Here is a 26536-nt window from a genome sequence, read left to right as displayed (position 1 = left end):
CCGATATTTCCGGAATTACTTATATCTGCATTCAGGTAAAAGAAAATTCTCTGAAACATTTTACCGCAGAGGATGCCGTAATCGGCTAATTTAAAGTATTTATTTACAAAAATGCACATCTCCCGATAAACTAAGAACTGTGCATTTCTTTTTTGGAGCGAATAGGAGGCGGCTTTCGCCGCCGACCTCTCACACCACTTATCCAGACTTTATGATTATCCGAAATTCTGACAGAATACTCCGTTTTTCTGTGAAAATATATCAAAAAAGTCGGGATAATCTTTTACATCAAATCTGCTCATCGAATCCCTTCCGTAAGTATCGCTCCTCAAATCGTTTAGCACTTCTGCAACGGATAACACATTCTTCCAACATTTCTTCTCTTTTGAAAATCAGAAGATCATTATCAACCAGTATGTCGATAATAGCTTCTTCGGTAGATCCTTCACATATACACGCCTTATATTTTGCTAATTCCATTCTGCTGCCTCCTTAATTGATTGAAGCAGCCAGGCTTTTCTTCAAGCGCATATACGCTTCATATGCTGGCGTTGTTCCCTCAAGGAAACCGCTCTGGTAGGCATCACTCTTTTTAATATCATTACGTTTCAATATATGGCTCAAATTTTCTGCTGTAATGCCATTACGGTTTCTTACAATACAAATTCCGTCATTTCGGTCATATTCATCCAGCAGTTCCGGATAATGCGTAGTGAAAATAAGCGTTCCGCCATTTTTGTTCAGTCGGCTGTCCATAAAGAAGCGTAACCGCCATGTTGAATTCCAAAAGAAAAGATACCATAAAAACAAGCAATCAAACAATCAAACTGTACTTTTTTTATTTGTTTAGGAGCACTGCTTCTTTTTTCCATTGTACGCAAGGAAAACGTTATCAGTACACTGGAAAAACGTTCTATAACTTTTTTGGCAAAATTTATTCAATTTTTTTACTTCCGTGATATAATGCTTAATTATAAAAACATCAGTCAGAGACCCAACTCCCACTGAGACAAATTTGCTATTACTCACCACCTGAAGAGGTGAGAGTCTTCTCGACTGAGATAAAACGAGGTGAATCAGGTGAAAAAAAAGACACTTGTGCCTCTTCTCGTTTTTTTAATGGGCATATGCCTTGTTAGTTTAGTCGTATACAACACAGATACTCATGAAAAAGAGCAGAGCCGCACAACAGCACAATTAAATGCAACAACCTATGGAGAACGTATAGAGAATGAGATTATAAATGGAATAGAGATTACAGATGTTCTGAAACAGCTTTTGATCAGCGGAACTGGAGAAATCAATCAATTTGACACAATTGCAAAAAATATTATGTCGGATTCTGTTGAAAGCGTACAGCTTGCTCCGGCTGGTATTGTAACGGATATTTATCCGGCCGATGGAAATGAGGCAGGTAAGATTGATCTGATTCATGATACAGAACGTGGTGAAATTTCCATATATGCAAGAGATCATCATACAATCGTTACACAGGGACCTTTTGAATTGAAACAGGGTGGATATGGAATTGCTGTCCGCAATCCTATTTATCTGAAAGATGAAAACGGGCAGGAATATTTTTGGGGATTTACCATTGTTATCCTTCGTGTTCCGGATATTTTTTCAGATGCGATAAGTGCACTTTCGAAATTTGGATATGAATATAGTCTTTCAAAAACGGATAATCCATGGAGTGATAATTATAAAGTTGTTTATCAGTCAGATCGTCAATTAACGAATCCGGTTTCCTATGACTTTACGATAGGAACGGAGAACTGGAAGTTTGAAGTAATGCCTGAAAATGGCTGGGGAAACAATACATTAATAGCAGTAATCAGTGTTTTCTTTATTGCGATTACCATGCTTTTGGTAACTCTTACCCGGATGTGGCTGGTATCAAAAGAAAATAAAAACAAATTTCAAATACTGGCACACACAGATTCTCTTACAGGTATTTACAATCGCTATGGATTCGATGAACTGGCAGAAAAGATGATTAATAAAAATCCGAAAGCGAAATTTGTGGCTGTACTCCTTGATATTGATGATTTTAAATTTATTAATGATATCTATGGACATGTTTACGGAGACAAAGCATTAAGGAGTCTGGCAGACAGTATGAAAGCTTTTTTCCCGTCTGATGCGTTACTAGGAAGAAATGGTGGAGATGAGTTCTGTATTCTTTTAAAAAATTATTCCTACGAGGATGTAAAAGAGAAGCTACAGCAATTCACTATGGCTCCAAAGACATTTTCATATAAGGGAAAAGAATATCCATTTTATATTTCTCTTGGATATTCGGAATATCCGACATTTGCGTCTAACCGTTCACAGCTTATGCGCTGTGCAGATGCAGCCCTTTACGAAATAAAACTTCATGGAAAAAATGGCTGCATGGCTTATAGGGAAGGACTTGAATTAAGGGTTCGTAAACAACTGGGATTTGCATTTAGGGATATCTCCGAGCACCTTCCAGGAGCATTTATCATATACAGAGCAGACAAAGAAGATGATGAACTCTTTTATGCAAATCAGGAGTTTCTTCATATGGCCGGATATAAAGATATGGATGAACTATTCAGACTTACAAAGAAAAGTTTCAGCAACCTGATACGGGAAGATGAGAAGAAGAAGATAGAAGCAAGCATTTGGAAACAGATTGATAATGGCAATGGAAATGACTATATCCACTTTCATTTACGAAGAGCGGATGGATCGTATCTGTCTGTGCTTGACCATGGGAGAATTGTTGAGAGCCAGCAATATGGCAAAGTATTTTATGTATTGTTCATGGACTGGGAGGATATGAAAAGTCATTACAGTGAAAAATTTTCCGGATAATCGAAGGAAATATTGTAAAAAATATCGTTGTAAATAGAAAAATCCTGCTCATATTCATATATTGAACAGGATTTTTTTTAAATCGCATGTGGAGCTTCTATTTTATTTGCCAAGCTATGATCTGTTTTCGCCAGTGAATTAAGCAATGCCCGCATCTTTGGATCCAGATTCTTTTTCCCATAAAATGCTTCTTCAAAACCCATGATAACTTAGAGGATGACACCCATCAAGGTATCCACCAAGTTAGCCACCAAGATTCTACGCCGTCAGCAGTTATACTGCGCCTAATAAAATTGTGTTAATAGGGTTATTTAAATACAGCAGATCAGCATGAGCAAAAAGTGGGATTCCAAGCCCGCGCTGGACGAGCATGGTTGCCGTGGAGCGTGAGGACTTTGACCGACTTTCCACTCTGGCAAAGAAGTACGTTACAGCAGAGAAAAAGGAATCCAAACTGCAAAAGGCGGTGGATGCGGCAAACAAGCTAATTGCAAAGCTCAAGGCTGAGATTGACAGTTTGAAACAGGAAATTTCTGATTATAAGTCTGTCCACAGCAAGCTCCGTGCGGCGGAATTGGAGCGTGAAAATACGGAGAGGGACGCCGCAGGGCGGCAAGCGAAGCAGCGAAAAACGAATAAAAGTGTTTTAGGGCTTCGTTGATTGTTGCGTTGGCAACCCCACCGCAATGGTAGTGCCCTTCTCCGAACTTTTCTCCACCCAAACGGAGCCGCCGTGGAGGTCGGCGATCTCCCATACCAGTGAGAGCCCCAGTCCTGCGCCACCGTATTCCCGGCTGCGAGACTTGTCCACCCGGAAGAAGGGCTGGAAAATACTGCGCTGATACACCTCCGGGATGCCGCAGCCGGTGTCGGAGACGCGGAGCAGGAGCTTTTCCAACTCCTGAGTGACAGAAACCCGTACCGAGCCGCCCGGCCGGTTGTACTTGACAGCATTCTCCGTCAGGTTGAAGATCAGCCGGTAAATCAGTGCATCGCTGCCGGTCATAATGCCGTCGCCCTCCGCCGTCAGCGTGACGCCGAGCTTATCTGAGAGCGGCGCAAGATCTGTGAAGATCTCCTCGATCATGGGAGCGAGCTGGATCCGCTCGTTCCGCGCCACCTGCTGCAGATTGCTCATCTCCAGCAGTGTCCTGGTCATCTGTATCAGCCGTTCCGTCTGCTCACGCAAAAGCGTGAGGAACTCCGCCGTCTCCGGTCGCACATCAGGATGCTCCGCGGAAAACAGCTCCAACTGCGCCTGCATTAGTGCCAGTGGCGTGCGCAGCTCGTGGGCGGCGTTGCCGGTGAACTGCCGCTGAGCGGAAAAGGCGTTGTTCAGCCGCTCCAGCATCTGGTTGAACGAGCGGCTCAGCTGCCGGAACTCCGAAATAGCGTCTTCATCGATCCTCATATCGGCAAGATTGTTCAGCTGCACCTGCTCCACCTGCGAGGTAAAGCTGCGCAGGGGCTTGAGAGCGCGTCCGCTGACGAAATAGGCGAGGATGCCGCTGAGCAGCGTTATCGCCGCCGTGATGTACCAGTTGGTGGTGCGGAAGCGCCCCTGCACCCCATCGACAATGATCGTCAGATCCTCGTCAGGGGCTATGAGCTGTGGGTCAAAGCTCGCCGCTCCGCCATCATTCAGGATCACCGTGCCGCCGCCTTGTAAGTTGTCCGCAATGGTGTCCATATAATACACACCGGAGGAGCACAGCAGCAGATTCATGGCCACGCAGGTGACACCGATGAGCAGGACGGACATCAACGTGATGCGCCACTGCAGGGAAAGCCGCTTCATTCCTCCTCACCTCCCATCAGATAGCCCTCGCCGATGCGGTTGCGGATGGGGTCATAGCCCAGCACGGTGCGGAGCTTTTTGCGCAGGGCGGAGATGTGGACGCGAATGGAATTGCTGAAGCTGTCCACGCTATTGTCCCAAACGTGATCCATCAGCTCCTCCTGACTTACTGGCCTTCCTTGATGCACCATCAGGTATTCCAGGATTCCTGTTTCCTTCCGGGTGAGCGTCAGCGTCTGCCCGTTGACGGTGGCGGTACGGGAACGGGTGTCAAAGGTCAGGTCTCCGCAGCTTAGCAGCACATCCTGCTGGGTAAACTGCCGCAATGTCAGGCTGCGGATGCGGGCCTCCAGCTCCGCCAAGTGGAAGGGCTTCGCCAGATAGTCGTTCGCCCCGGCATCTAGCCCCTGCACCTTGTCCTCCACTTCGCTGCGGGCGGAGAGGATCAGCACCCGCGTCTCCCGGTCGGTCTGCCGCAGGGTGCGCAGCACCGTCATGCCGTCCTTTTTCGGCAGATTCAGATCAAGAAGCACCAGATCGTATCGTTCCACGCCCAGAAGCGCCAGCGCTTTTTCCCCGTCATAGCAGTAGTCCACGCTGTAGGCCAGCCGCCGCAGGCTGCGGACGATGGTCTCGCACAGGGCGCGTTCATCTTCAATTACTAAAAGGTGCATGAGAGCCCTCCTTTTTATTTCTTCGTTTTTGTGTTGCTTTCATTATAGCAAAAACAGATAAGGTTTGTGTTAAGTTTTCGTTCTTAACAGAGACTTTAACTCTCCCGCGCTATGATGGGGACAGAAAATCGGAAAGGGTGATGAAAAATGAGCTGCGAGAAAAAGGCAGCGGCGCAGATCGCGCTGCTGATGGCCGGAGCCGCCATGCTGTGCTTCGGTGTCTGGCGGGGCGAGGCGGCGACAGTGCTGAGCAAAGCAATCAAATTATGTCTGGAGTGTGTGGGCATTGGGTAAAAAGTTTTCAGGCGTTTCACAGACAATGTCCCGCTTCCGGGGCTGGATTCAGGCGGGGGCGACGCTGCTGACCAACCTGCATCTGCCGAACTTTCTCAAGGGCGGACTGTATCAGGGGGCGGGGAAGACCGTCTGCGTGCCGGGGCTGAACTGCTACTCCTGTCCGTCGGCGTCTGGGGCCTGCCCCATTGGTGCGTTTCAGGCGGTGGTGGGGTCTTCCAAGTTCAGCTTCTCCTACTATATCATAGGCTTCCTCATTCTGCTGGGCGTGCTGCTGGGGCGCTTTATCTGCGGCTTTCTATGCCCCTTCGGCTGGTTTCAGGAGCTGCTGCACAAAATCCCCACTAAGAAGCTTTCCACAAAGAGGCTGAAGCCGCTGACATACCTGAAATACGCTGTCCTGCTGGTGATGGTTTTCCTGCTACCGGCGTTCCTTGTGAACGATGTTGGCATGGGAGATCCGTTCTTCTGCAAATACCTCTGCCCCCAAGGCGTGCTGGAGGGAGCCATCCCGCTGTCCCTTGCCAATTCCGGCATCCGGGCGGCGCTGGGCAAGCTGTTTACATGGAAATTCAGCATCCTGCTGTCGGTGATTGCGCTGAGCGTACTGTTCTACCGACCGTTCTGCAAGTGGCTCTGCCCGCTGGGCGCGTTCTACGCGCTGTTCAACCGGGTGTCCCTCTTCCAGATGAAGGTGGATAAGAATAAGTGCGTTTCCTGCGGGAAATGCGCCAGAGCCTGCAAGATGGATGTGGATGTGACGAAAACGCCCAACCATACCGAGTGCATCCGCTGCGGAATGTGCATCCGCGCCTGTCCGACGAAAGCCGTGTGCTTCCGCTACGGCTTCGGAGACGGTAAAGATAAGGCAAAAGCAGCGGAAACACTACAAACAAACAACACTAACAGGGAGGAATAAAACGAATGAAGATGAATAGGACGAATACTGCCGGCAGAATTCTGGCTCTGCTGCTTACTGCACTGATGGTGCTCTCTCTGGCAGCCTGCGCCACAAAGGGCGGAGACAAAATGGACGAAATGAGTAGCGAACCGAAGAATGCCAAGGAAGCGGTTGCCATGCACAAGGAGCTGATGGCGCAGGAAAATGCCATTCTCTCGGAGAACACAGCGCTTTGGGAAAAAGTTTTCATAGCGGCCGACAAGGGCATGACCATGCAGGAGGACGGCAAAAACTATGGTGAGTTCTTGTTGGACACCATCGAAGGTTCCAAAGATCAGTTTACGGAGGATGAGCTGAAGCTGCTCAAGGAGGCGGCAGAGAAGATCCGCGAGATTGAAAACAAGCTGACCATGATAGAGAAAAAGTACCCCGAGGCGGCACAGCAATCTACGGATGGCGCTATGAGCGTGCCCGCGGGCAGCGACATGACCACGCCGCCTGATGACGGCAGCATGCAGAAATTCCCCGCCTTTGAGGGCAAGGACCTGGATGGCAACACGGTGAAGAGCGACGAGCTGTTCTCCGCCAACGCCGTCACCGTGGTGAATTTCTGGTTCACCACCTGCAATCCCTGCGTAGGCGAGCTTTCCGAGCTGGATGCGCTGAACAAGGAACTGGCGGAGAAGGGCGGCTCCCTCATCGGCGTCAACACCTTCACGCTGGACGGCGACGAAACGGCAATTTCCGAGGCGAAGGATGTGCTTGCCAAGAAGGGCGCCACCTATCAGAATGTGTATTTTGACTCCGACGGTGAGGCGGGAAAGTTTACCACCAACATCTTTGCCTATCCCACCACCTATGTGGTCGACCGCAGCGGCAATATCGTGGGTGAACCCATCGTAGGCGCTGTTACCGGCAAGACGCAGGCTGAGGCGCTGCAAGCCCAGATCGACAAGGCGCTCGCCGCCGATATGGGCTGACAAACGAATTTATCTTCTCCGAAAGGAGGGATACACCATGTATCGGAGAGTATTGCCGCTTCTGCTCACCGCGGTACTGCTGCTGAGCGGCTTTCACAAAGCCCATTGAAGAGCCTGCCGTGGTGGAACTGGAGGACCTGAGCCACGGCATGCGCCGTACAGAGGTCAGAAGCCGTGCCGGAGATTCTCACCTTGGTCATGTGTTCACTGGCGATCCGGAGTCCCCCAATGGCGTGCGCTACTGTATCAACAGTGCGGCCCTGCGCTTTGTGCCTTACGCAAAGATGAAAGCAGAGGGTTACGGATATCTTCTGTATCTGTTCGAGGAATGAGTTCGCAAAATACTGTTATGTTTCTTAATATTTTTGCTATCAACATGTTCTCCTGCGGCCTTACGATCTGTCAAATCCATCCATGCTTTTGCCTTAAATGGAATCAAATATGCCGCATCCAAGACAGTCACTCCGTGCTTAAACTCTACGTCCTCATAGGTAACCTTGACTCCAAGAACTTTATCGAGATATTCCATGTCATCACCTGCATTCTTAACTCTTTTTCTGTATTATAACTTTTTTTGAGTTAAGATACAATATTTGAGTTAAGAGCAGTCAAAGATCAACATTATAAAAAATCATTTTCAAAGAAAAAAGCCCGGTGCAGCATGAGCATTACACCCACACTGCACCGGACATTCCATCATCGACTGCTTTGTCTATTTTCTTCTTCCTGCCGCACTTCCTGCTCATGCAGCTGCTCTTTTTCTGCTCGTCCTCTTTCAGGTTTTCCTGCATAATCTTCTGCGCCACAAGCCAATCCTGCATTTCCGATTTGGTCTTGCGGTACTCTGCATGTGTTCGTCCGTCAACAGCAAAATTGGACTTCATGGATTAAACAAATGTGTGTCTCCCTCTTTTTTATCGCAACATCATTCTATCCCTGTTGTATTTGAAAATGTATATGTACTCTTCTGATATATCCCCTTGTTTCTAAAATAATTTTCAAATGCATTTCAAAATTTTATTCTAAAATTTCTATAATTGCATGTTCAACTTGATGTTCTTTTATTTTGTCAATGATTATATGCATATTTTCTATTTCTAATTCTATTTTTGTATCCCCATCCTTTGGTACCATACCAAATTTTTGAAATACAAATCCAGTAAATGTGTCACAATCTTCTGCTGTAAATGTAACACCTATAGCGTCTTCAATATCACTTAATCGTATATTTCCTTTCACTTCCCACTTGTTATCGCTTATTCTTATAATAACAGTTTCTTCTTCCGACGATATTGGTTCAATATCGTTTAAATCGCCAACAATTTCTTCTAATAAATCAAAAAGAGTTACTATTCCAACCACTCCACCATACTCATCTAATACAATCGCCATAGATTGCTTCGATTGTTTCATATTTTTAAAAAGCACATCTGCTTTTGTAGTTTCCATAACAAAGTATGGTGCAGAAATTGCAGAATCTATAACCATATCCTTACTTTTTTCTTTTAATCTAAAATAGTCTTTTGCATTTAAAATGCCAATAACATGATCTATCGAATCTCCACAGACGGGATAAAGGGTATGTCGTGTATTGTGGATTGTTTCATCCCACTCCTTCACATCATCAGACATCCATAATATTGTCACATCTGTTCGATGTTTAGCAATCGTACCAGCCATAATATCATTAAATTCAAAAACATTTTGAATAAATTCTTTTTCTTGATGATCTATTGTTCCTTTTTCACTTCCCGCATCAACAAGCATACGTATTTCTTCTTCACCCACTTGATCTTCCGCTTCATTTGGATCAATACCACAAATCCTCAAGACAATATTGGTCGATATTGAAAGAAATGAAACGATTGGCTTAAATAGGATAGAGATTCCCGTAACCAATCCTGAAATCCCCATTGCCAGTTCTTCAGATTTTTTCATTGCGATTCTCTTTGGAACTAATTCGCCAAAAACCAACGTGAAATATGATAAAATCAATGTAATCAATATAACAGCTATGGTATCTAAAGTAGAACGTGGAATATTCACGCCCATCCCAACAACCCAATCAACTAAAGGTTCTGAGAAATTATCTGCTGCAAAAGCACTTCCTAAAAATCCCGACAATGTGATTGCAACCTGAATTGTCGCAAGAAATCGTGCCGGCTCTTGCGTTAATCGTACTAATCTCTTTGCCCGACCATTACCTTGTTCTGCCATTCGTTCTAGCTTTGTTTCATTCATTGATAAAACAGCGATCTCTGCACTCGCAAAAATCGCGTTTAATATAATTAAAATAATCTGCACTACTAAAAGAATAAAAATTGATGTACTCATAAATAAAACCTTTCTACAATAAAATTATCTAAATATCACACTTACTTAAAAGCAACAAAAGACATGGTCTATGTTCCGAATACATAGTCCATGCCTTGCGATATATAAATAAAAATTCTATTGAATTGGTTCGCTTCAGAATCATTATCACTTTCGTCCATGTTAAATATTCCTCCTCTCAAATAGTATTGTAGTACAGTATAACAAAAAGACCTAACATAATCAATTCGAAAAAAGCAAAAGTGTGTTAAATTTATGTAAAACATAAAATCCGATTATTTTTAATTTCTTTGGGAAATTCAATTTTCTTTATCATCACTTAACATCATTTTAAAGTAAAAAGCAAGCCATTTTCAGACTTGCTTTCCACCATATCATCTTCCTTATTGATAAATCATTTCTTTATTCACAATCTCCCTTGCACATGCTTGTATATCACTCATTCTCGTCTAAAACCTCTTTCTTTGTGCGTCTATGCTTTCCCTGCTCATCATAAAACATATTTCGGGTAGCAACCTTTACTTCGGGTTGTTCCAACATTTTCCGTTCACTAAATACCAGATGAATATGATAATTCGTCTTTGCAATGGTATTTTCAATCACACATCGTTGTGTCAATTTTACCAAGGAAGGCTTTTGCCCCAGGTCACGATACCTTTTGAGGAAAAGCCCACAAGTAATCTGCCCGGTGACAATCTGAGGTATTACAGACAGAGAAAGTCTCTGACTACCAGACAGCTTGCAGAGCAAATAGATGTTGTACCCGCAACTATCCTGATGTATGAACGAAATAAGCACCCGATCAAAGATTTTGAACATAACCCTATTTCTGATCAGTTGCTGGAAAGTATGGAAGCCAGCAAAAAAATAGCAGATAGTTTAGCGCCCATTCTGGAGCAAGAGGAAAAACTCAAGCGAATCGCAGAAGGTGCTACTGCACACATCCCCAATTTTGAGATTCCGACGCTTGCGTTGGATGCAATTTCAGAACCTTCGCCAGCTATGAAAGCGATTGCTGAACAGAGTAAAGCTATGAAGTTGGCTACCAGCGTAGGTACTGCAATAGATGCCCTACAACACAGTAGTACCATCCAGACTTTAGGAGAACTTGCAATAGTCGCTAATGTCCCCAACTATACTTTCAAGAATCCGCTGCTTGAACAAGCCAATTTAGGGATGACGGCGATGCTCCAGTCTTTCAATAATAGTGCGGTAAAACTACTTGCGGATTCTGTTCATGGAATTATAAGCTCCTTTGGGTCTGCACTTACAGCGACAATTCATTCGCCTGTGATGGATTGGCTTCAGAGCATTGACATCTCTCCAATGCGCTCTGTGTTGGAGAATCTTGCACTGGAACCGGATATTCTTGGGAGATACAAGAAGTTCAATCAAGCGTACTTGACGGCTATGTATGAATGCAAATGGTTCCCCTACGCTGGCTGGGCAGCGGATATTACCATGACAGCGGAAATATCGGACATCCTGGCAACAAGCCGAGGTGCAAGTAAGCGACGAGAAAAGCGTATCGACAAGGTCATTCTCGACTATTACGACAAGAATGAAATCAAATTCATCAAGCGAATATGGAGAGAATCTGATTTAGAACCACATATCAAACGAATTCTGGGACAGGCTCTTGAAGCACATCTCCGTGGTGAATATGCCCTGTGTATTTCCAGCTTGGCAACTATGTGGGAGGGCTTAATCTACATAAAGGCAAACAATGCTACCATGCAGGATCGTCACCGGCAAAGGATGGCGATCACTAAAAAAGAACTGGAAGATCTGATCGAGGCAAACGACTACGACAAGATCTTCAGCGATTATTTTAATACCTTCATTGTTTCTCAGTGCAATAAGGTTGATGATGTGGTTGATGGTGTGCCGAACCGGCATGGCGTTTCTCACAGCTGGTATCACAGCTATCCGAGCAAAAAAGCTTCTCTGAATGCTATTTTGCTTACCGACTTCATAATTGGTCTGGAGCCACTTGAAGGCACCCAGGCCAGTGCATAAAGAAAATACGAATCGAGGTACACACGATGTCTAACGATAAAATCCAAGCGGTAGGAGTAAATATTGCAGAAAAAGCAACGATGATCTGGAATGTGGCAGATATGCTCCGTGGCCCCTTTAAGCCCCATGAGTACGGACTTGTAATCCTTCCTATGACCGTGGTTAAACGTTTCCACGACTGTCTGCTTCCCACCCACGAAGCAGTCTTGGCACAGTATGAAAAGGTCAAGAAGCTGGCCGTCATTGATGGCTTTCTGACCAAGGCTTCCGGTTATCAGTTCTACAATACCAGCAAGTTCACATTTGAAAAGCTGCTGGCTGACCCGGATAACATCGAAGCCAACTTCCGGGACTATCTGGCTGGGTTCTCTCCCAATGTCCAGGATGTTCTGTCCAAATTCGATTTTGACAACATCATCAAGAGAAACAGTATGAATGTCATAATCGGATCAGTTGGCATATCCCATTATTTCGGATGTGTTAGCCCTGTCTATTATGTTTTCAAGGAAACAGAAGATGCTGATTTAAGGTTTATTAGTTACATCTTTAGCACTGTAGGTTTTCAGAAAGAGCTGCGGAAATATGCCAAGGGTATTATGGAAATTCGTTTAAGAATATCCGTATCAGATACACTTAGACGGGTTGTGCCATTACCAAAACTGGAAGAACAAGCCTGCCAGGTATCATGCTGATACAGCACCCAGCAGTGCTTTCTGAAAATATGGTTTCTCTGTACTTTTTCTTATCACCCCAGAGATGTAGGATTTCTCACAGGCGGCAGTGTGCTTCACTGCTCCATTGGAATTTAACCATCCCGCCTTCCTTATGGCCGGACCGCGAATTACGGAAGTATCATTGTCCCTGTCTGGCTTTAGCACCGCCGCCGGTTGCAATCCGGCATTTGCTTCTGCGAAACCGCTATCGCCCCGATGGGCTTCATGGCGTGCAGTCGATGGCTCGACCAAACAGGAATGTACCTGAAGAATGAGTATTCAGTTTTCAAGGGACATCCGGACTTTCGTCCTTACAAAGTAAGTTTAACAAGAATCCTCCGGTTTCGCGTTGGCCTCGTAGGCGCACTTTGGTTGTCCTTGCAGGACTACATATGGTTTGTTTTGATTTTTTCAGTGTCCTATGCAGTCGGATTGGGGCAAAAAAAATACCTCGTTGGTTTCCCAACGAGGCATCGAAGACGATTCTATCTCATACGACTTCACATCATGCATCCGAAGATTTCTTTTACAAAATTCGCTTGTTTTTTTCCAGAACGCTTAAACTGATCATATGCTCCTTCTGCATGAATAATCAGCATTTCAATTTCTGGAGCAGTAATGACATTTACCACGTCAATTTTCTGCTCATATGCTTTACTCAATCGAAATTCCTCTCTGCGAGAATCCAAAATCCGTATCACAGAAATCTGCTCATCGAATCCTTTCCGTAAGTACTATGCATAAAAGCACAGCCGCAGAGTACATCTGTGGCTGTGTTTTGTGTTCAGTTGCTCACTGTTGCGTGGACTGGATATGGAGAGACAACATATCTCCCGATCTTACATGGGTGATCTTATCTGCCATCACTCTGGCAGTTTTCCTTGCAGATATGTCGGCATCCCCACTGCGGTCGTATCCGGCCTGACCTTAAACATGGCTTTTTCAATCTACCTTCCTTATCGGTTTTCCGCGATATATTTCTCCGCCATGTGGACTGCCACCGCGCCGTCCGCCACGGCGGTGACCACCTGACGGAGGGGCTTCGTCCGCACGTCGCCCACGGCGTAAACGCCGGGAATACTGGTTTCCGTGGTCTCTCCGGCCACGATATAGCCGCCGCCGTCCAGCGCCAGTTGACCCACCGCCAGCGCCGTGGCGGGCTGTCGGCCCACGCTGACAAATACGCCGTCGCAGTCCACCACGCTTTCCTCACCGGTGACGGTGTCCCGCAGGCGTACGCCGGTCAGCCTGTCCCCGGAAAGCAGCGCGGAAACGGTGCTGTTCCAGCGGAATTCCACATTTTCGGTCTGTTCCAGTGGCTCGTGATAGATCTTGGTGGCCCGCAGGGTGTCTCTGCGGTGGACGAGGATCACCTTTTTCGCCACGCGGCTGAGAAGGAGGGCATCTGCCGCGGCGGAATTGCCGCCGCCCACCACGACCACCGTTTTGTCCTTGTAAAACATCCCATCGCAGGCGGCGCAGTAGGCCACGCCCCGGCCCAACAGCTCCGTCTCTCCGGCAACGCCCAGCGTTCTGGGGTCTGCGCCGGTGGCCAGCACCACGGTTTTCCCCCGGAAGATCCCCTCGCTGGTCTCCACGAGCTTGAGAACCGCCGTCAGATCCATGCGGAGAACTTCCGCGTATTCGCTGCGTGCCCCAAAACGCTCCGCCTGCTTTTGCATCTTCTCCGCCAGAGAGAAGCCGTCGATCCCGTTCTCAAAGCCGGGGTAGTTGTCGATCTGCTCGGTCAGGGCCATCTGCCCGCCAGCAGACAGCTTTTCCAGCACGACGGTGTCCAGCCCCGCCCGGGCCGCGTACAGGGCGGCGGTGTAGCCGCCCGGGCCGCCGCCCACCACGAGCATATCATAAACATGATTGTTGTTCATATCTGAATCCTCCGTTATTTCGCCAAGGCTTCCTGAATGAAGCGGTCGATCTCTGCCTTTGAGCCGGGCGCGGTGATGGAATCCACGGCCTTTCCGTTCCGGTACAGCACCAGAGTTGGGATGACCTCGATCCCCTCGGCCCCCGCCAGCTGCGGCTCCTCGTCAATATTGATCTTGCTGACAACGAGGCTGTCCGCGTATTCCTCTCCAATCTTCTCATACGCAGGGCCGATCCTCCGGCAATAGCCGCACCAGGGCGCCCAGAAATCCACCAAAACGGGCTTTTCGCCCCGGGTCGCCTGCTCAAACTGCTCCTGATTCATATTCATAGCTGCCATATCTGTCAGCTCCTTTCTTTTGTTTGGGTATTCTCAAGACTCCGTTCTCGCCCCACACCACATCGTGACCTCAACCTGAGATGACGGTACTCTGCCCTTGGGACATAAAGCAGATGAGTAAGACCATCATCTGTACGAGAATAGCTGCGGTTTGTTGCAGCTTATTCCGCGCAGAGCTCCGCCACAAGAGCGTCCATCTGCGCTTCGCTGGTTTGGTTCAGTGCGCCGCGCAGCGATACCTCCGTTTCACACAGTCGGAGTTCCTTCATCTTTTCCAACTCGGCGCGCATCAGCCGCGCGGCAGCAGGGGCCCATGAGCCGTTTTCCATGAGGCCGATCCGGCGGTTTCGGAATCCCTTTGTCTGTAAATGATCCAAAAAGGCCTTCATGGGCGGGAACAGTCCTCCGTCATAAGTGGAGCAGGCCAACACCAGTTTCCCGCAGTAGAACGCACTGGCAACAGCGTAGGAAAGATCTGTCACAGTGAGATCACATATGCTGACCTGCACGCCTTTTTTCTCTAATTTACCCTTGAGGGTCTTCGCCGCATGGGCAGTATTTCCATGGATGGATGCGTGGGCAATCAGTATGCTCTCCGATTCTTCTGGTTCCCATTGTGACCAGAGATCATAGAGCCGCAGACACTCCTCCAGCCCTTCTGTAAGCACGGGACCATGGAGCGGGCAGATCGTTTGGATCTCCAGCGCGGAGGTCTTTTTCAGCAGAGCCTGCACCTGTGCGCCATATTTCCCGATAATATTGTAATAATACCGTCGGGCCTGCGGCACCCAGGGGGCACGGGCAGTCCGTTCCAGTGAGCCAAAGCGTCCGAAGGCATCCGCCGAGAACAGGATTTTTTCCGTTTCCTCATACGCCGTCATCACCTCCGGCCAGTGTACCATCGGTGCCAGCAGGAAGCGCAGCCGGTGTGAGCCCAGAGAGATCGTGCTGCCCTCGCCAACCTCCAGCATACGGTCTTCCGACAATGCACCCGTGCCAAAGAACTGCTTGATCAGGGTAAATGTTTTCGCGTTTCCCACGATCTTCATCTCCGGGTACTCTTGCGCTATCCGCATGAGGCTGCCGGAATGATCCGGCTCCATGTGTGTGACCACAAGATAATCGGGGTTGCGCCCCCCCAACACCTGCGCTACATTGGAAAGCCATTCCTCCGCCGCCCGTGCGTCCACGCTGTCCATCACGGCGATTTTCTCGTCCAGAATGACATAGGAGTTGTAGCTCACTCCCATAGGCTGGACGGGGTACTGGTTTTCAAAGAGTGCCAATGTGTTATCATCCACCCCTACATAGCGGATGGCATCTGTTACCGTTCGGATATCCATATAAAAAATACCTCCTATTCTGATGTCTTTGGTTTTCTTATAAATCGTCTATCAGTGCGGTGCTCTTGGCGTAGGCGGTACTGCGTGCCTCAAAGAAATCGGTCTTGACCATATTGGCGTCAGCGTACTGGCTGACCCATTCCATGCTCTCCGGTTCGCTCTCAAAGCCCGGATACAATGCCGGATAGCCAAGGCTCGTCCAGCGAAGATTCCCGAGATAGCGGATGTAATCGCTAATCATCTGCCGGTTCAACCCCGGGATGTCGTCGCCGATCACATAATGCCCCCATGCGATCTCCTGCTCCACGCCCTCACGCATCATCTCGCGCAGCGCTTGTACGCTCTCGGCGGTGAACAACTCCGGCTGCTCCTTTTGCAGCTCCGTGATGATATTGCGGAACAGCCACAAGTGCGTGTTCTCGTCGCGGTTTATATAGCGGATCTCCTGCGCCGAGCCGGGCATCTTCCCGTTTCGGGAGAGATTGTAGAAGAACATAAAGCCGCTATAAAAATAGATGCCCTCCAAAATATAGTTCGCCATCATCACGCGCAGCAGCGTGGGAGCGTCCTTCCGCTCCTGAAACTCGTTGTAGCAGTCCCCAATGAAGGTGTTGCGGCGCAGCAGATGCTCGTCCGTTTTCCATTGGTAGAGGATGTCATTGCGCTCCACGGGGGAACAGATGGTGTCGAGCATATAGCTGTAGCTCTGTGAGTGGACACACTCCTGAAACGCCTGAATGGACAGGCAGAGATTGACCTCGTTGGCTGTAATGTAGGCGCCGATATTAGGCAGGTTCGCTGTCTGAATGGAATCCAAAAAGACAAGAAAACTCAGAATTTTATCGTAGGCGCTGCGCTCGGCTGACAGCAGGCGGGGATAGTCCTTCACATCCTGCGAGAGATTGATCTCCTCAGGGATCCAAAAGTTGTTCATGGCCTGCCGGTACCAGTCGCTGACCCAAGCGTACTTCATATTGTTGAAGTCGTTGAGGTTGGTGGTATTGCCGCCGATCATGCGCCGCAGGCGCACATCAAGGTCGCCCTCCGGGTTAAAGAGGGGCTTTTTCTTCAGTTCCATCATGCTATCCTCCTTATGACGAGCAGCTTTCACAGGCCTCGACCTCAAGGGCCTTGCTGCGGACATAATAAATGGTCTTGACGCCGGCCCTCCACGCCTCCAAATACAGTCTGAGCACCTGACGCATGGAATAGTCGTTGGTGATATAGAGATTCATGCTCTGCGCCTGGTCAATATGTCTCTGGCGAAAGCCCGCGGCGCGTACCGACCAGCTTTGGTCGATCAGATGCGCCGCCTTATAGTACCACCATGTATCCATAGAAAGCTCCGGAGCAACGCGGGGCAGCATGCTGCCCTTTTTTTCCTCTAAAAAGAATTTCTTCATAATTGGATCGATGCCCGCCGACGTGCCGGAGAGGATGGATGTGCTGGAAGTGGGTGCGACAGCCAGCAGATAGGCGTTGCGCATTCCCTGCACCGCCACCGTTTCCGCAAGCGCCCGCCACTTTTCTGAGGTATAACCTCGCTTTTCAAAATACGCGCCTGTCTGCCAGTCGCTGCCCTCAAAGAGCGCATAGCGGCCCTTTTCCCGTGCCAGTGCTGTGTCCGCCTTGACGGCGGCGTAGTTGATATGCTCGAATACCGCATCGGTGAAGGCAAGGTGCTCATCGCTCTCCCATCGGATGCCGCGCTTTGCCAGCATGTGGTGGTAGCCGCTGACGCCCAGGCCGATGCTGCGGTACTTCTGATTGGTAAGCCGCGCGTATTCCAACGGGTAGAAGTTGAGGTCGATCACATTATCCAGTGCGCGGATGGCCGTTTCCACCGTGCGTTCCATATAGGCCTCGTCCTCCACCGCCAGATTACCGAGAGACAGACTCGCCAGGTTGCAGACCACAAACTCACCGGGGAGTGTGGCCGTCACCACCACTGTGTCGCCGTTCTCCGTGTGCACCTCAGTGCTGATATGCTCGATGGGCGCCATGTTCTGTGCGATCTCCGTGCAGAGATTGGAGCAATAGATCATTCCCGTGTGGCCGTTTGGGTTCATACGATTTACGCTGTCGCGGTTGAAGGCGAAGGGCGTGCCGGTCTCCACTGCCGAGCGAAGCACCAGCCGCACGATGTCCTTGACGGTGACGCTGCGCTTTTCGATGCGCGGGTCATTGACGCAGTCCAGATACCGCTTCTCCCATTCCGTACCCCAGTAATCCTCCAGTGCGTAGCCCTTGACCGTGAGGATCTCATGCGGACACATGAGATGCCACGGCGCGTCTATGTTCTCCTCCGCCAGTCGCCAGAAGAGATCCGGATAGCACACGGCGGGAAACACATCATGCGCCTTCATGCGGTCGTCGCCGTTGTTGGTGCGCAGTTGAAGGAATTCAGGCAGATCCCGGTGCCATGCGTCTAAGTAAACCGCCGCAGCGCCCTGCCGCATCCCCAACTGATCCACCGCCACGGCGGTGTCGTTGACCAACCGGATCCAGCGGATAACACCGCCCGCCGCCCCTTGAAAGCCGCGGATGGTGCTGCCTGCAGCGCGCACCTTACCGAAGTACATCCCCATTCCACCGCCAAATTTAGAGACCTTTGCGAAGTTGTCCAGCGAGCGGTAGATGCCGTCCAGACTGTCCGGCACAGTGTCCACAAAGCAGCTTGAAAGCTGATGGTAGGGCTTTCGTGCGTTGGACATGGTAGGTGTCGCCATCGTGACCTCCATACGGCTGAGCATATCGTAAAAGCGTTTTACCCACCCCATGCGGTCAGAGCCTTCGTTCATAGCAAGATGCAGCGCGATACCCAAAAACATCTCCTGCGGTGTTTCCAGCGGCACGCGGCTGCGTGACTGGATCACATAGCGTTTGAGCAGCAGGTCAAGGCCGGAGTAGGTGAACAACTCGTCCCGTTCCGGGCAGAGAAAGTCCTCCGCCATAGCGATCTCCTCGTGGGTATAGTGGGCAAGAATATAGTCACCGTAGAGTCCCTTATCCGTCAGATAGCGAAGCCTGCCATAGAGGTCGCCGACGCCGCGCCCCTCCCATTCCTGTGCGTTGCGACAGCGAAAGGAGTGGTTCAGAAGCCGCGCCGCGATGAACTCCCACTTGGGTGCCTCTGCCGTAGTCAGCTCTACCGCTGCCTTGGTCAGTGCCTCAGCCCTCTCATCCTCCGTCATGCCCGGGCGACAGAAGCTCTCAAACTTCATTTGAAGCGCCGCGAGGGAGTAGATTTCCTCGGTAAAATCCATCTGGATACGGCGCAGCACCTCGTCAAGCGAGTTATCCCCCACCGTCTGCGCGATGGTATGCCGGACGCGGCGCAGCGCAGACCGCTTTTCGCGATAGAGGATGTACGCCTTGGCCACCTCATAGTGTCCGCGCTCCATGAGCGTCCGCTCCACCTCGTCCTGCACACGTTCCACGGTGAGCGGTACTGTGACGGAGAGATTGTTGAGAACGGCGGCGAGGATCTCCTCCAGTTCTCCGCCCCCAATCTCCCTTCCCTGTCCATCAAACGCTTTTTTCATGGCGTTGAAAATTTTCTCCTGTTGAAAAGGAACAGACTTCCCGTTTCGTTTTCTGATCTCCATTTCGATCCTCTCATCTTCTCCGGTCACTTTTCATGTCCTTTTGGGCAAAGAGCAGGCAAGCGCAGTATCACGCTTGCCCGCTCTATTTTTGAAAGCCGGTTTTTCTGCAGCCGACACGGCGGGGCTGTTTGTTGTCTGTTGTCTTGGTTTTGGCTTTCCTGCCAGTTACTTCATAGATTCCAGAATGGCGTCCGCCAGTGCTTCCAGCTCAGTGCGCTTGTCCGTGCCCATGGACGAGGCGAGGCTGAGCCGCTCGTTGAGCACCGTCATGTTCTTAAGCTCATCGTTGACAAATTTCTGCATGAGGTCACCGGACTTCACCGCCCATGAGCCGTTTTCAATGATGGCAAAGGTGCGGTTTTGCAGATTCAGTGCCTTCATATCCATGAGGAAGTCATGCATGGCGGGGTAGATGCCGAGATTGTAGGTCACAGAGGCCAGGACAATGTGACTGTACTTAAACGCCTCGGAAATCAGCTGGGAGACATGAGTGGAGGACACATCGTACATCGCCACCTTGCTCATGCCCTTATCGCAGAGCGACGCCGCCAGCGCCTGCGCCGCGTTCTCCGTGTTGCCGTACATGGAGGCGTAGACGATGAGCACGCCCTGGGTCTCAGGGGCATAGCGGCTCCATGTGTCGTACTTTTCGATGAACCAGCCCAGATCCTTGCGCCACACGGGGCCGTGGAGCGGGCAGATGTACTGGATCTGATCCAAAACGCCGCCGGCCTTTTTCAGCAGGAGCTGGATGTGGGGGCCGTACTTGCCCACGATGTTGGTGAGATAGCGGCGGGCGTCGTCCAGCCAGTCCCGCTCGAAGTCCACCTCGTCGGCGAACAGCTTACCGTCCAGCGCGCCGAAGGTGCCGAAGGCGTCGGCGGAAAAGAGGACGCCGTCGGTGACGTCGAGGGTCACCATGGCCTCCGGCCAGTGAACCATAGGCGCGCCCACAAAGGTGACGGTGTGCTTGCCAAAGGAGAAGGTGTCGCCCTCCTTCACCTCGATGCACTCATGTCCGTCCACATGGAAGCCGAACTGCCGCATGAGCATGAATGCCTTCTCGTTGGAGATCAGCTTCACCTTAGGATGGCGCAGCAGGATCTCCTCGATGCAGGCGGCGTGATCCGGCTCCAGATGGTTGACCAGCAGGTAGTCCAGCTCGCGGCCATCCAGCACATACGCCAGATTTTCCAAAAGCTGGCGGCAGGCAGACCAGTCCACCGTGTCAAAGAGCACCGTCTTTTCATCCAGCAGGCAGTAAGCGTTGTAGCTTACGCCCCGGGGAATGGGAAAGCAGTTTTCAAACAGGGCCAGGCGATGGTCGTTGGCGCCCACCCAGTAGAGGTCGTTTGTTACTTTACGCACGCAATACATCTTATCTTACCTCCTTCACGGCTCAAGCCTTTACAAATTGATCCTTCGTCTCCGCGCACTCCGGGCACACCCACTCGGCGGGAAGCTGCTCAAAGAGCGTACCCGGCGCGATCTCGCCGTCCTCGTCGCCCAACTCCGGCACATACTCGTAGCCGCAGCCGCTGCAGACGTAACGGTCGCCGATGGGGGCGGGCTTCGGCGGTGTGGGCCGCTTCATCTTTACCATAGGCGGCGCGGGCAGCTTTTCGCCGCTATCCAGCGCAGCAGTGAGCAGGGGCAGGATCTCCTCCACATCGCCCACGATGCCGTAGTCGCAGTTCTTGAAGATAGGCGCGTTACCGTTCTTATTGATGGCCACGATGGTGGAGGCGTCCTTGATGCCCTTAAGGTGCTGGGATGCGCCGGAGATGCCACAGGCGATGTACAGATTGCCGGTGAACTTCTGACCGGACATACCCACATAGCGGTTCAGCGGCAGATATTTGAGAGTCTCCGCCACAGGGCGGGAAGAACCGATGGCCGCGCCGGCAGCCTTGGCCAGCGACTCTACCAGTTTCATGTTCTTTTTCTCCCCGATGCCCTTGCCCGCGGAGACCACCCGCTCCGCCTGCGGGATGGGCGTATCCATAGGGATGCCCACGGAGAAGTCGTGACCATCCTTCTTCAGCGCCGCTACAAGGTCGGCCACCTGCTGGGCAGCATCCCCTTCCCGGAAGATGGTCTTTTTGCGAATGCCGGTGATGGGCGCGGGTTTCTTGGCCGCCGAACGGCTCTCGCCGCCGGAGCTCTTGCCCAGCCTGCCCACCAGATGAGAGGCGATGACCACCCGCTGGATCTCGTTAGTGCCCTCGTAGATGGTGGTAATCTTGGCGTCGCGGTAGGCCCGTTCCACCTCCATGCCCTTGAGGAAGCCACTGCCGCCGTGGATCTGCAAGGCATCGTTGGTGACCTCCAGCGCGATGTCCGAGGCGTACATCTTCGCCATGGCGGACTCCATGCCGTAAGGCGCGTGCTGCTCCTTCAGCTCCGCCGCGGAGTAGATGAGGAACCGGGCGCAGCGCAGCTTGGTGGCCATATCCGCCAGCTTGAAGGCGATGCTCTGCTGGGCCGCGATGGGCTTGCCGAACTGGACGCGCTCCTTGGAATAGCTCAACGCGTGCTCAAACGCGCCTTGGGCGATGCCCAGCGCCTGCGCGGCGATGCCGATGCGTCCGCCGTCCAGCGTGGACATGGCAATCTTGAAGCCCTCGCCCTCCTTGCCCAATAGGTTTTCCTTGGGAACCTTCACGTCGTTGAAGATCAGCTCCGCCGTGGAGGAGGAGCGAATGCCCATCTTGTCATAGTGGTCGCCGAACTCAAAGCCCTTCCAGCCCTTCTCCACGATGAAAGCGGAGATGCCCCGGGTGCCGATGTCCGGCGTGGTGACGGCGAAAACCACATAGGTGTCCGCCTTAGGGGCGTTGGTAATGAAGATCTTGCCGCCGTTGAGGAGGTAGTAGTCCCCCTTATCCAGCGCCGTGGTCTCCGTGCCGCCGGCGTCGGATCCGGCGTTGGACTCCGTGAGGCCGAAGGCGCCGATCTTCTCGCCCTTGGCCAGCGGAACCAGATATTTCTTCTTCTGCTCCTCGGTGCCATAGGCGAAAATGGGCCATGAGCCGAGGGAGACGTGGGCGGAGAGGATTACGCCCGCGCCGCCGTCCACACGGGCCAGCTCCTCCACCGCGATGGCGTAGCTCAGGGCATCAAGACCGGCACCGCCGTACTCCTTGGGGTAGGGAATGCCCATCCAGCCCAGCTTACCCAGCTTCTTGACAGCCTCCTCGGGAAACTCATTGTTCTGATCCATTAAAAATGCGAGGGGCTTGATCTCCTCCTCCGCAAAACTCCGGATCTTCGCGCGCAGCTCTTCGTGCGCCGCCGTGGTTTGAAACAGCATATGGGTACCTCCTCTTAAAATTTTACAGCTTGCTTGTATCTTGGGGATCGGATCCGCCGGTCAGCAGCCTGCGCAGGCTCACGGCACGGAACGCCTCGTCCTGCTTTTGCTGCAAGGCCGCCAGCTGACAGTGGATGGCGCACCGCCCATGCTTGTCCTGCCAGCGGCATTCATATCCCGGCTCCATGCAGGCGCACAGGATGCCCCGCTCCCCCACGACCCCCATGAGATCGTAGAGGGAGGTCGCGTCCAGATCGCAGGACAGCGCGCAGCCGCCGAGGGCGCCGCGGCTCACCCGCACCAAATTGCCGGCGGAGAGCTTGCGCAGAATCTGGTAGGCAAACTGATTGGGGATCAATTCCGTTTCCGACATCTCGGCCACCGAATGCTTCTCCCCGTCCAGCAGCACCCGCAAAATGCGCAGTGCGTAGTCCGTCTCTTTGGTGATGATCATGCTCCACATCCTCTTTTCGCTTGCTTGTTAATGCCATTATATCAATCTTGATAAATTTTATCAAGATAATTTCCAAAAAAATATATCGTTTTAACACAGACCGCTCCAGCCCGGGTCAGCTTCGCTTTCCATTCAGCGAAAAGCCATGTTCCTTACAATATAGAAGCCGAAAAAGCTGTGCCGTGGCAGTCCGCCGAAAGCAGAAAAGACTATGCCTGAAAACCAGAAAGCGGAGAAATTGGTTGGGGCTCGCAGGGGTCGCCCACCCAAGGCGGATAAGGCGGTCCCTGGCAAGTCCAAGGCAAGCACCAAAGTGCGTGCTTTTCATTTTATATTCGACACATTATGTTATGATATGCAGTAAATGTTCCATCTTACCGTCCCATTCTCTGCTGGAATCGGCGCACTCTTTCAGTTCAGTTTCGACTTCAGCATTTATCGGCAAGTTTTTCTTATAGCGGATGGTATGCTCAAGGCTTGCCCAGAAGTCCATAGCGATTGTACGGAGTTGTATCTCCACCGGCACATGGATCACTTTTTCCGCAAAGAATACCGGCAGCCGGAGCGTCAGGTGCAGACTGCGATAGCCATTTGGCTTAGGGTGTGAAATATAATCTTTCTCTGTGATGATTTCAATGTCAGACTGTTTTTTTAAGCACTTTGCCAAAAAGAACACATCCTCCTCGAAAGAGCAGATCACCCGCACACCGGCAATATCCATGATATTTGTCTGCATGGTCGGAAAATCCAGAGGAAGTCCGCGTTTCTGCATCTTATTCATAATGCTGGACGGCGACTTCAAGCGGCTTTTTATACTTTCTATCGGATTGCGATCATGCTGCAATGAAAACTCTTCGTTTAGAATTTCCAACCTGCTTTCCAGTGCTTTCAGCGCACATCGGTATTGCAGCATGACTTCCTGATACCTGCGATTTTCGCTTAAAAGGCGCTGGCACTGCAAATCATCTAAGCCTTTATCTGCCGCAACCGTCAAGCCAAATAAATTCTCACTCATAGCTTCTCCATTCCGCAGGGATAGGCGCTCCGCGCTGTCTGCCGCTCTTGTATTACGACCTGATAAAAACTGTATCCGCCGGAGAGATGGGAACAGGTGAAACCGTACTGCGTCAAAAGTCGGCAGGCCAGATAACTGCGAAGCCCTGTCTGGCAATTCACATAAACAGGCTTACCCCGGTCTAACTCGTCCAAATGCTCCCGCAGATCGTCCAGTGGAATATTGCGGAATCCATTCAAGTGCCCACGCCGATATTCGCCTTCTGTACGGACATCCAGCAGTGTCGCATTGCCATCGCAAGGCAAGTCCTCAACCTCATTCCAATGGAACTGCCGTACCTTCCCGCTCTCCAAATCCTCGATCATAAAACCGGCCATATTGACCGGGTCTTTGGCAGAGGAATAGGGCGGCGCATAGGAAAGGTCAAGCTCCGTCAGTTCCAAGGCTGTCATTTTTGCGCGAATGGCCGTTGCCAGTACATCAATGCGCTTGTCCACGCCCTCGCCGCCAACGATCTGCGCACCCAGCAGCCGCAGGCTTTCTTTTTCATACATCACCTTCATTGCCATAGACTGTGCGCCGGGATAATAGATAGCGTGGGATGCCGGGAATAATACGACTTTGTCGTAAGCGATCCCTGCTGCCTGCGCTGCCTTCTCATTGATCCCCGTGGAGGCCGCTGTCAAGCCAAACAGTTTCAGAACAGACGAGCCCTGAGAGCCGTGAAAGCGGCTGTTTCCGCCGCAGATATTGTCAGCGGCAATGCGTCCCTGCTTGTTGGCAGGCCCCGCCAGCGAGATCAATGCTTTTTGGCCGGTCACGAAATGGGTGACCTCTACGGCATCGCCCACAGCGTAGATATCCGGCACGGAGGTTTCCATCCGCTCGTTGACAGCGATGCTGCCCCGGATGCCCAGCTCAAGTCCGGCCTCTTTTGCCAGATGGGTGTCCGGCGTGACGCCGATGGCCAGCAGCACCATGTCGGAGCGCAGCGGCTCACTTTCCTCCAGCAGCGTCAGCACGGAATCTCCGTCCTGTCGGAATCCGGTGACGGTTTCATCCAACCGCAGAGCCACACCGTGTCTGCGCATTTCCGCATGGACAAAGCTGGCCATATCCGCATCCAGCGGCGCTAATAGCTGCTTCAGACGCTGGACGATGGTAACCGAAACGCCCATCTCCACAAGGTTTTCCGCCATTTCCAGACCGATAAAGCCGCCGCCAGCCAAAACAGCGGTTTTCGGCTTCTGATCCTCTACAAAGCGTCGAATGCGGAGGGTGTCTTCCACGGTGCGCAGGGTAAAGACCCGCTCGCTGTCCACACCGGAAAGCGCAGGAATCGTCGGCTTTGCGCCGGGGGCAAGAAGCAGTTTGTCATAGGTTTCCGTGTAGACCTTCCCGCTGTCCAGTGCGTGGACGGTGACGATTTTCTCTGCGGGATTGATCGCAGTTACTTCCTGCCGTACTCGCACATCAATGCGAAAGCGATCCCAAAAGCTCTCCGGAGTTTGCAGCGTCAATTCTTCCTGCTCCTTGATCACACCGCCCACATAATACGGCAGACCGCAGTTGGCATAGGACACATAGCCGCTGCGCTCGATCATGATGATCTGCGCGTGTTCATCCAAACGGCGGATGCGGGCGGCGGCAGAAGCACCGCCCGCCACACCGCCTACGATTACAACTTTCATCTTGCGCCCTCCACCATTGCGGCAATCTCCGACTTAGGCCGATAGCCCACCGATTTGGCAACGGCCTTTCCATCCTTGAATACGACCAGCATCGGGATACTGGACACCTGAAAACGCATTGCCAGCTCCATCTGCTCGTCCACATTGACCTTTCCCACCTTGAGCGCGCCGCTTTTTTCTTCGGCAAGCTCATGCAGTATGGGAGAGAGCATTTTGCACGGTCCGCACCAGTCGGCGTAGAAGTCCAGCAAAATGGGCTTGTCGGAACGCAGTACCTCATTTTCAAAATTCGCAGCAGTAATTTTCAGTTCAGCCATGAGTAAGGCTCCTTTCT

25 protein-coding genes and 2 pseudogenes are annotated in these 26536 nt (G+C 51.0%); 9 read left to right on the top strand and 18 right to left on the bottom strand.

The window, feature by feature from the left end:
- Positions 1-89, top strand: a pseudogene (locus DWZ45_RS14680) (cupin domain-containing protein); the annotation flags it as partial.
- A 199-nt stretch (positions 90-288) separates the two neighbouring features.
- Here the strand turns inward: DWZ45_RS14680 and DWZ45_RS11240 are convergent.
- Positions 289-480: a hypothetical protein gene (locus DWZ45_RS11240; RefSeq protein ID WP_227589449.1), complete on the bottom strand. Its 192-nt coding sequence runs from the start codon at positions 478-480 to the stop codon at positions 289-291.
- Positions 481-492: 12 nt separating this feature from the next.
- Positions 493-756: a hypothetical protein gene (locus DWZ45_RS11235; protein WP_333489792.1), complete on the bottom strand. Its 264-nt coding sequence runs from the start codon at positions 754-756 to the stop codon at positions 493-495.
- A gap of 324 nt (positions 757-1080) precedes the next feature.
- Here DWZ45_RS11235 and DWZ45_RS11230 point away from each other — a divergent pair, with 324 nt between their 5' ends.
- Together DWZ45_RS11230 and DWZ45_RS11225 are read left to right on the top strand one after the other, a co-directional pair.
- Positions 1081-2841: a diguanylate cyclase gene (locus tag DWZ45_RS11230; RefSeq protein ID WP_118469125.1), complete on the top strand. Its 1761-nt coding sequence runs from the start codon at positions 1081-1083 to the stop codon at positions 2839-2841.
- Between the two features lie 370 nt (positions 2842-3211).
- Positions 3212-3502, top strand: a complete 291-nt coding sequence (locus tag DWZ45_RS11225; RefSeq protein WP_182426667.1) for a hypothetical protein — start codon at positions 3212-3214, stop codon at positions 3500-3502.
- Here the strand turns inward: DWZ45_RS11225 and DWZ45_RS11220 are convergent.
- Positions 3488-4639: a HAMP domain-containing sensor histidine kinase gene (locus tag DWZ45_RS11220; RefSeq protein WP_118469108.1), complete on the bottom strand. Its 1152-nt coding sequence runs from the start codon at positions 4637-4639 to the stop codon at positions 3488-3490. The two genes, DWZ45_RS11225 and DWZ45_RS11220, sit on opposite strands and share 15 nt — an antisense overlap.
- Positions 4636-5313: a response regulator transcription factor gene (locus DWZ45_RS11215; RefSeq protein WP_118469106.1), complete on the bottom strand. Its 678-nt coding sequence runs from the start codon at positions 5311-5313 to the stop codon at positions 4636-4638. The genes DWZ45_RS11220 and DWZ45_RS11215 overlap by 4 nt, the downstream gene beginning before the upstream one ends.
- Before the next feature lie 147 nt (positions 5314-5460).
- On the opposite strand from DWZ45_RS11215, the gene DWZ45_RS14545 reads away from it, so the two are divergent.
- The 4 genes and pseudogenes from DWZ45_RS14545 to DWZ45_RS11200 all read left to right on the top strand — a co-directional run.
- Complete coding sequence (locus DWZ45_RS14545) at positions 5461-5607, top strand: CD1871A family CXXC motif-containing protein (RefSeq protein WP_182426666.1); 147 nt, start codon at positions 5461-5463, stop codon at positions 5605-5607.
- Positions 5608-5632: 25 nt separating this feature from the next.
- Positions 5633-6526 carry a 4Fe-4S binding protein gene (locus tag DWZ45_RS11210; protein ID WP_182426669.1) on the top strand — a complete coding sequence of 298 codons (894 nt, stop codon included), beginning with the start codon at positions 5633-5635 and terminating at the stop codon, positions 6524-6526.
- Positions 6527-6537: 11 nt separating this feature from the next.
- On the top strand, positions 6538-7488 hold the full coding sequence (locus DWZ45_RS11205; RefSeq protein ID WP_118469123.1) for a TlpA disulfide reductase family protein: 951 nt from the start codon (positions 6538-6540) through the stop codon (positions 7486-7488).
- 89 nt (positions 7489-7577) lie between these two features.
- Positions 7578-7820 (top strand): annotated as a pseudogene (locus tag DWZ45_RS11200) (peptide-methionine (R)-S-oxide reductase); the annotation flags it as partial.
- Positions 7821-8156: 336 nt separating this feature from the next.
- Here the strand turns inward: DWZ45_RS11200 and DWZ45_RS11190 are convergent.
- A complete protein-coding gene (locus tag DWZ45_RS11190) occupies positions 8157-8294 on the bottom strand; it encodes a hypothetical protein (RefSeq protein ID WP_233430213.1) in 138 nt (45 codons plus the stop codon).
- Between the two features lie 211 nt (positions 8295-8505).
- Positions 8506-9822, bottom strand: coding sequence for a hemolysin family protein (locus DWZ45_RS11185; RefSeq protein ID WP_118469102.1), 1317 nt, complete (start codon positions 9820-9822; stop codon positions 8506-8508).
- Between the two features lie 636 nt (positions 9823-10458).
- Between DWZ45_RS11185 and DWZ45_RS14540 the strand changes: the two genes are divergently transcribed.
- Positions 10459-11841 carry a helix-turn-helix transcriptional regulator gene (locus tag DWZ45_RS14540; protein ID WP_181986260.1) on the top strand — a complete coding sequence of 461 codons (1383 nt, stop codon included), beginning with the start codon at positions 10459-10461 and terminating at the stop codon, positions 11839-11841.
- Positions 11842-11867: 26 nt separating this feature from the next.
- The gene (locus DWZ45_RS14830; RefSeq protein ID WP_333491304.1) at positions 11868-12533 is read left to right on the top strand and encodes a type I restriction-modification system subunit M N-terminal domain-containing protein; all 666 of its coding nucleotides are present in this window, start codon (positions 11868-11870) and stop codon (positions 12531-12533) included.
- A gap of 521 nt (positions 12534-13054) precedes the next feature.
- Here the strand turns inward: DWZ45_RS14830 and DWZ45_RS14675 are convergent.
- The 12 genes from DWZ45_RS14675 to trxA form a co-directional block, all read right to left on the bottom strand.
- Positions 13055-13216 carry a hypothetical protein gene (locus DWZ45_RS14675; RefSeq protein WP_227589447.1) on the bottom strand — a complete coding sequence of 54 codons (162 nt, stop codon included), beginning with the start codon at positions 13214-13216 and terminating at the stop codon, positions 13055-13057.
- Between the two features lie 294 nt (positions 13217-13510).
- Positions 13511-14440, bottom strand: coding sequence for a thioredoxin-disulfide reductase (gene trxB, locus DWZ45_RS11155; protein WP_118469100.1), 930 nt, complete (start codon positions 14438-14440; stop codon positions 13511-13513).
- A 14-nt stretch (positions 14441-14454) separates the two neighbouring features.
- Positions 14455-14778: a thioredoxin family protein gene (locus DWZ45_RS11150; RefSeq protein ID WP_118469099.1), complete on the bottom strand. Its 324-nt coding sequence runs from the start codon at positions 14776-14778 to the stop codon at positions 14455-14457.
- Positions 14779-14939: 161 nt separating this feature from the next.
- A complete protein-coding gene (locus tag DWZ45_RS11145; RefSeq protein ID WP_117470959.1) occupies positions 14940-16121 on the bottom strand; it encodes an MBL fold metallo-hydrolase in 1182 nt (393 codons plus the stop codon).
- A 37-nt stretch (positions 16122-16158) separates the two neighbouring features.
- A complete protein-coding gene (locus DWZ45_RS11140; RefSeq protein ID WP_117796824.1) occupies positions 16159-17202 on the bottom strand; it encodes a ribonucleotide-diphosphate reductase subunit beta in 1044 nt (347 codons plus the stop codon).
- A gap of 10 nt (positions 17203-17212) precedes the next feature.
- Entirely contained in the window at positions 17213-19729 is a 2517-nt protein-coding gene (locus DWZ45_RS11135; RefSeq protein WP_181357201.1) for a ribonucleoside-diphosphate reductase subunit alpha, read from the bottom strand.
- A 165-nt stretch (positions 19730-19894) separates the two neighbouring features.
- Positions 19895-21106, bottom strand: coding sequence for an FprA family A-type flavoprotein (locus tag DWZ45_RS11130; protein ID WP_107000753.1), 1212 nt, complete (start codon positions 21104-21106; stop codon positions 19895-19897).
- Positions 21107-21128: 22 nt separating this feature from the next.
- Positions 21129-23042, bottom strand: a complete 1914-nt coding sequence (locus DWZ45_RS11125) for an acyl-CoA dehydrogenase family protein (protein WP_107000754.1) — start codon at positions 23040-23042, stop codon at positions 21129-21131.
- 22 nt (positions 23043-23064) lie between these two features.
- Complete coding sequence (locus DWZ45_RS11120; protein WP_015553424.1) at positions 23065-23496, bottom strand: Rrf2 family transcriptional regulator; 432 nt, start codon at positions 23494-23496, stop codon at positions 23065-23067.
- Positions 23497-23839: 343 nt separating this feature from the next.
- Positions 23840-24511 carry a GTP pyrophosphokinase family protein gene (locus DWZ45_RS11115; protein ID WP_107000755.1) on the bottom strand — a complete coding sequence of 224 codons (672 nt, stop codon included), beginning with the start codon at positions 24509-24511 and terminating at the stop codon, positions 23840-23842.
- Positions 24508-26202 (bottom strand): FAD-dependent oxidoreductase, encoded by a 1695-nt coding sequence (locus tag DWZ45_RS11110; protein ID WP_118469097.1) that lies wholly within the window; start codon positions 26200-26202, stop codon positions 24508-24510. Before DWZ45_RS11110 ends, DWZ45_RS11115 begins: the two co-directional genes overlap by 4 nt.
- Positions 26199-26519: a thioredoxin gene (trxA, locus tag DWZ45_RS11105; RefSeq protein WP_107000757.1), complete on the bottom strand. Its 321-nt coding sequence runs from the start codon at positions 26517-26519 to the stop codon at positions 26199-26201. The genes DWZ45_RS11110 and trxA overlap by 4 nt, the downstream gene beginning before the upstream one ends.
- Positions 26520-26536 lie beyond the last annotated feature (17 nt).

Origin of the sequence: Clostridium sp. AF32-7AC, assembly GCF_003477925.1 — a bacterium.
Lineage (GTDB): Bacteria > Bacillota > Clostridia > Lachnospirales > Lachnospiraceae > Otoolea > Otoolea fessa.
This window is presented reverse-complemented; position numbering and strand designations above follow the sequence as displayed.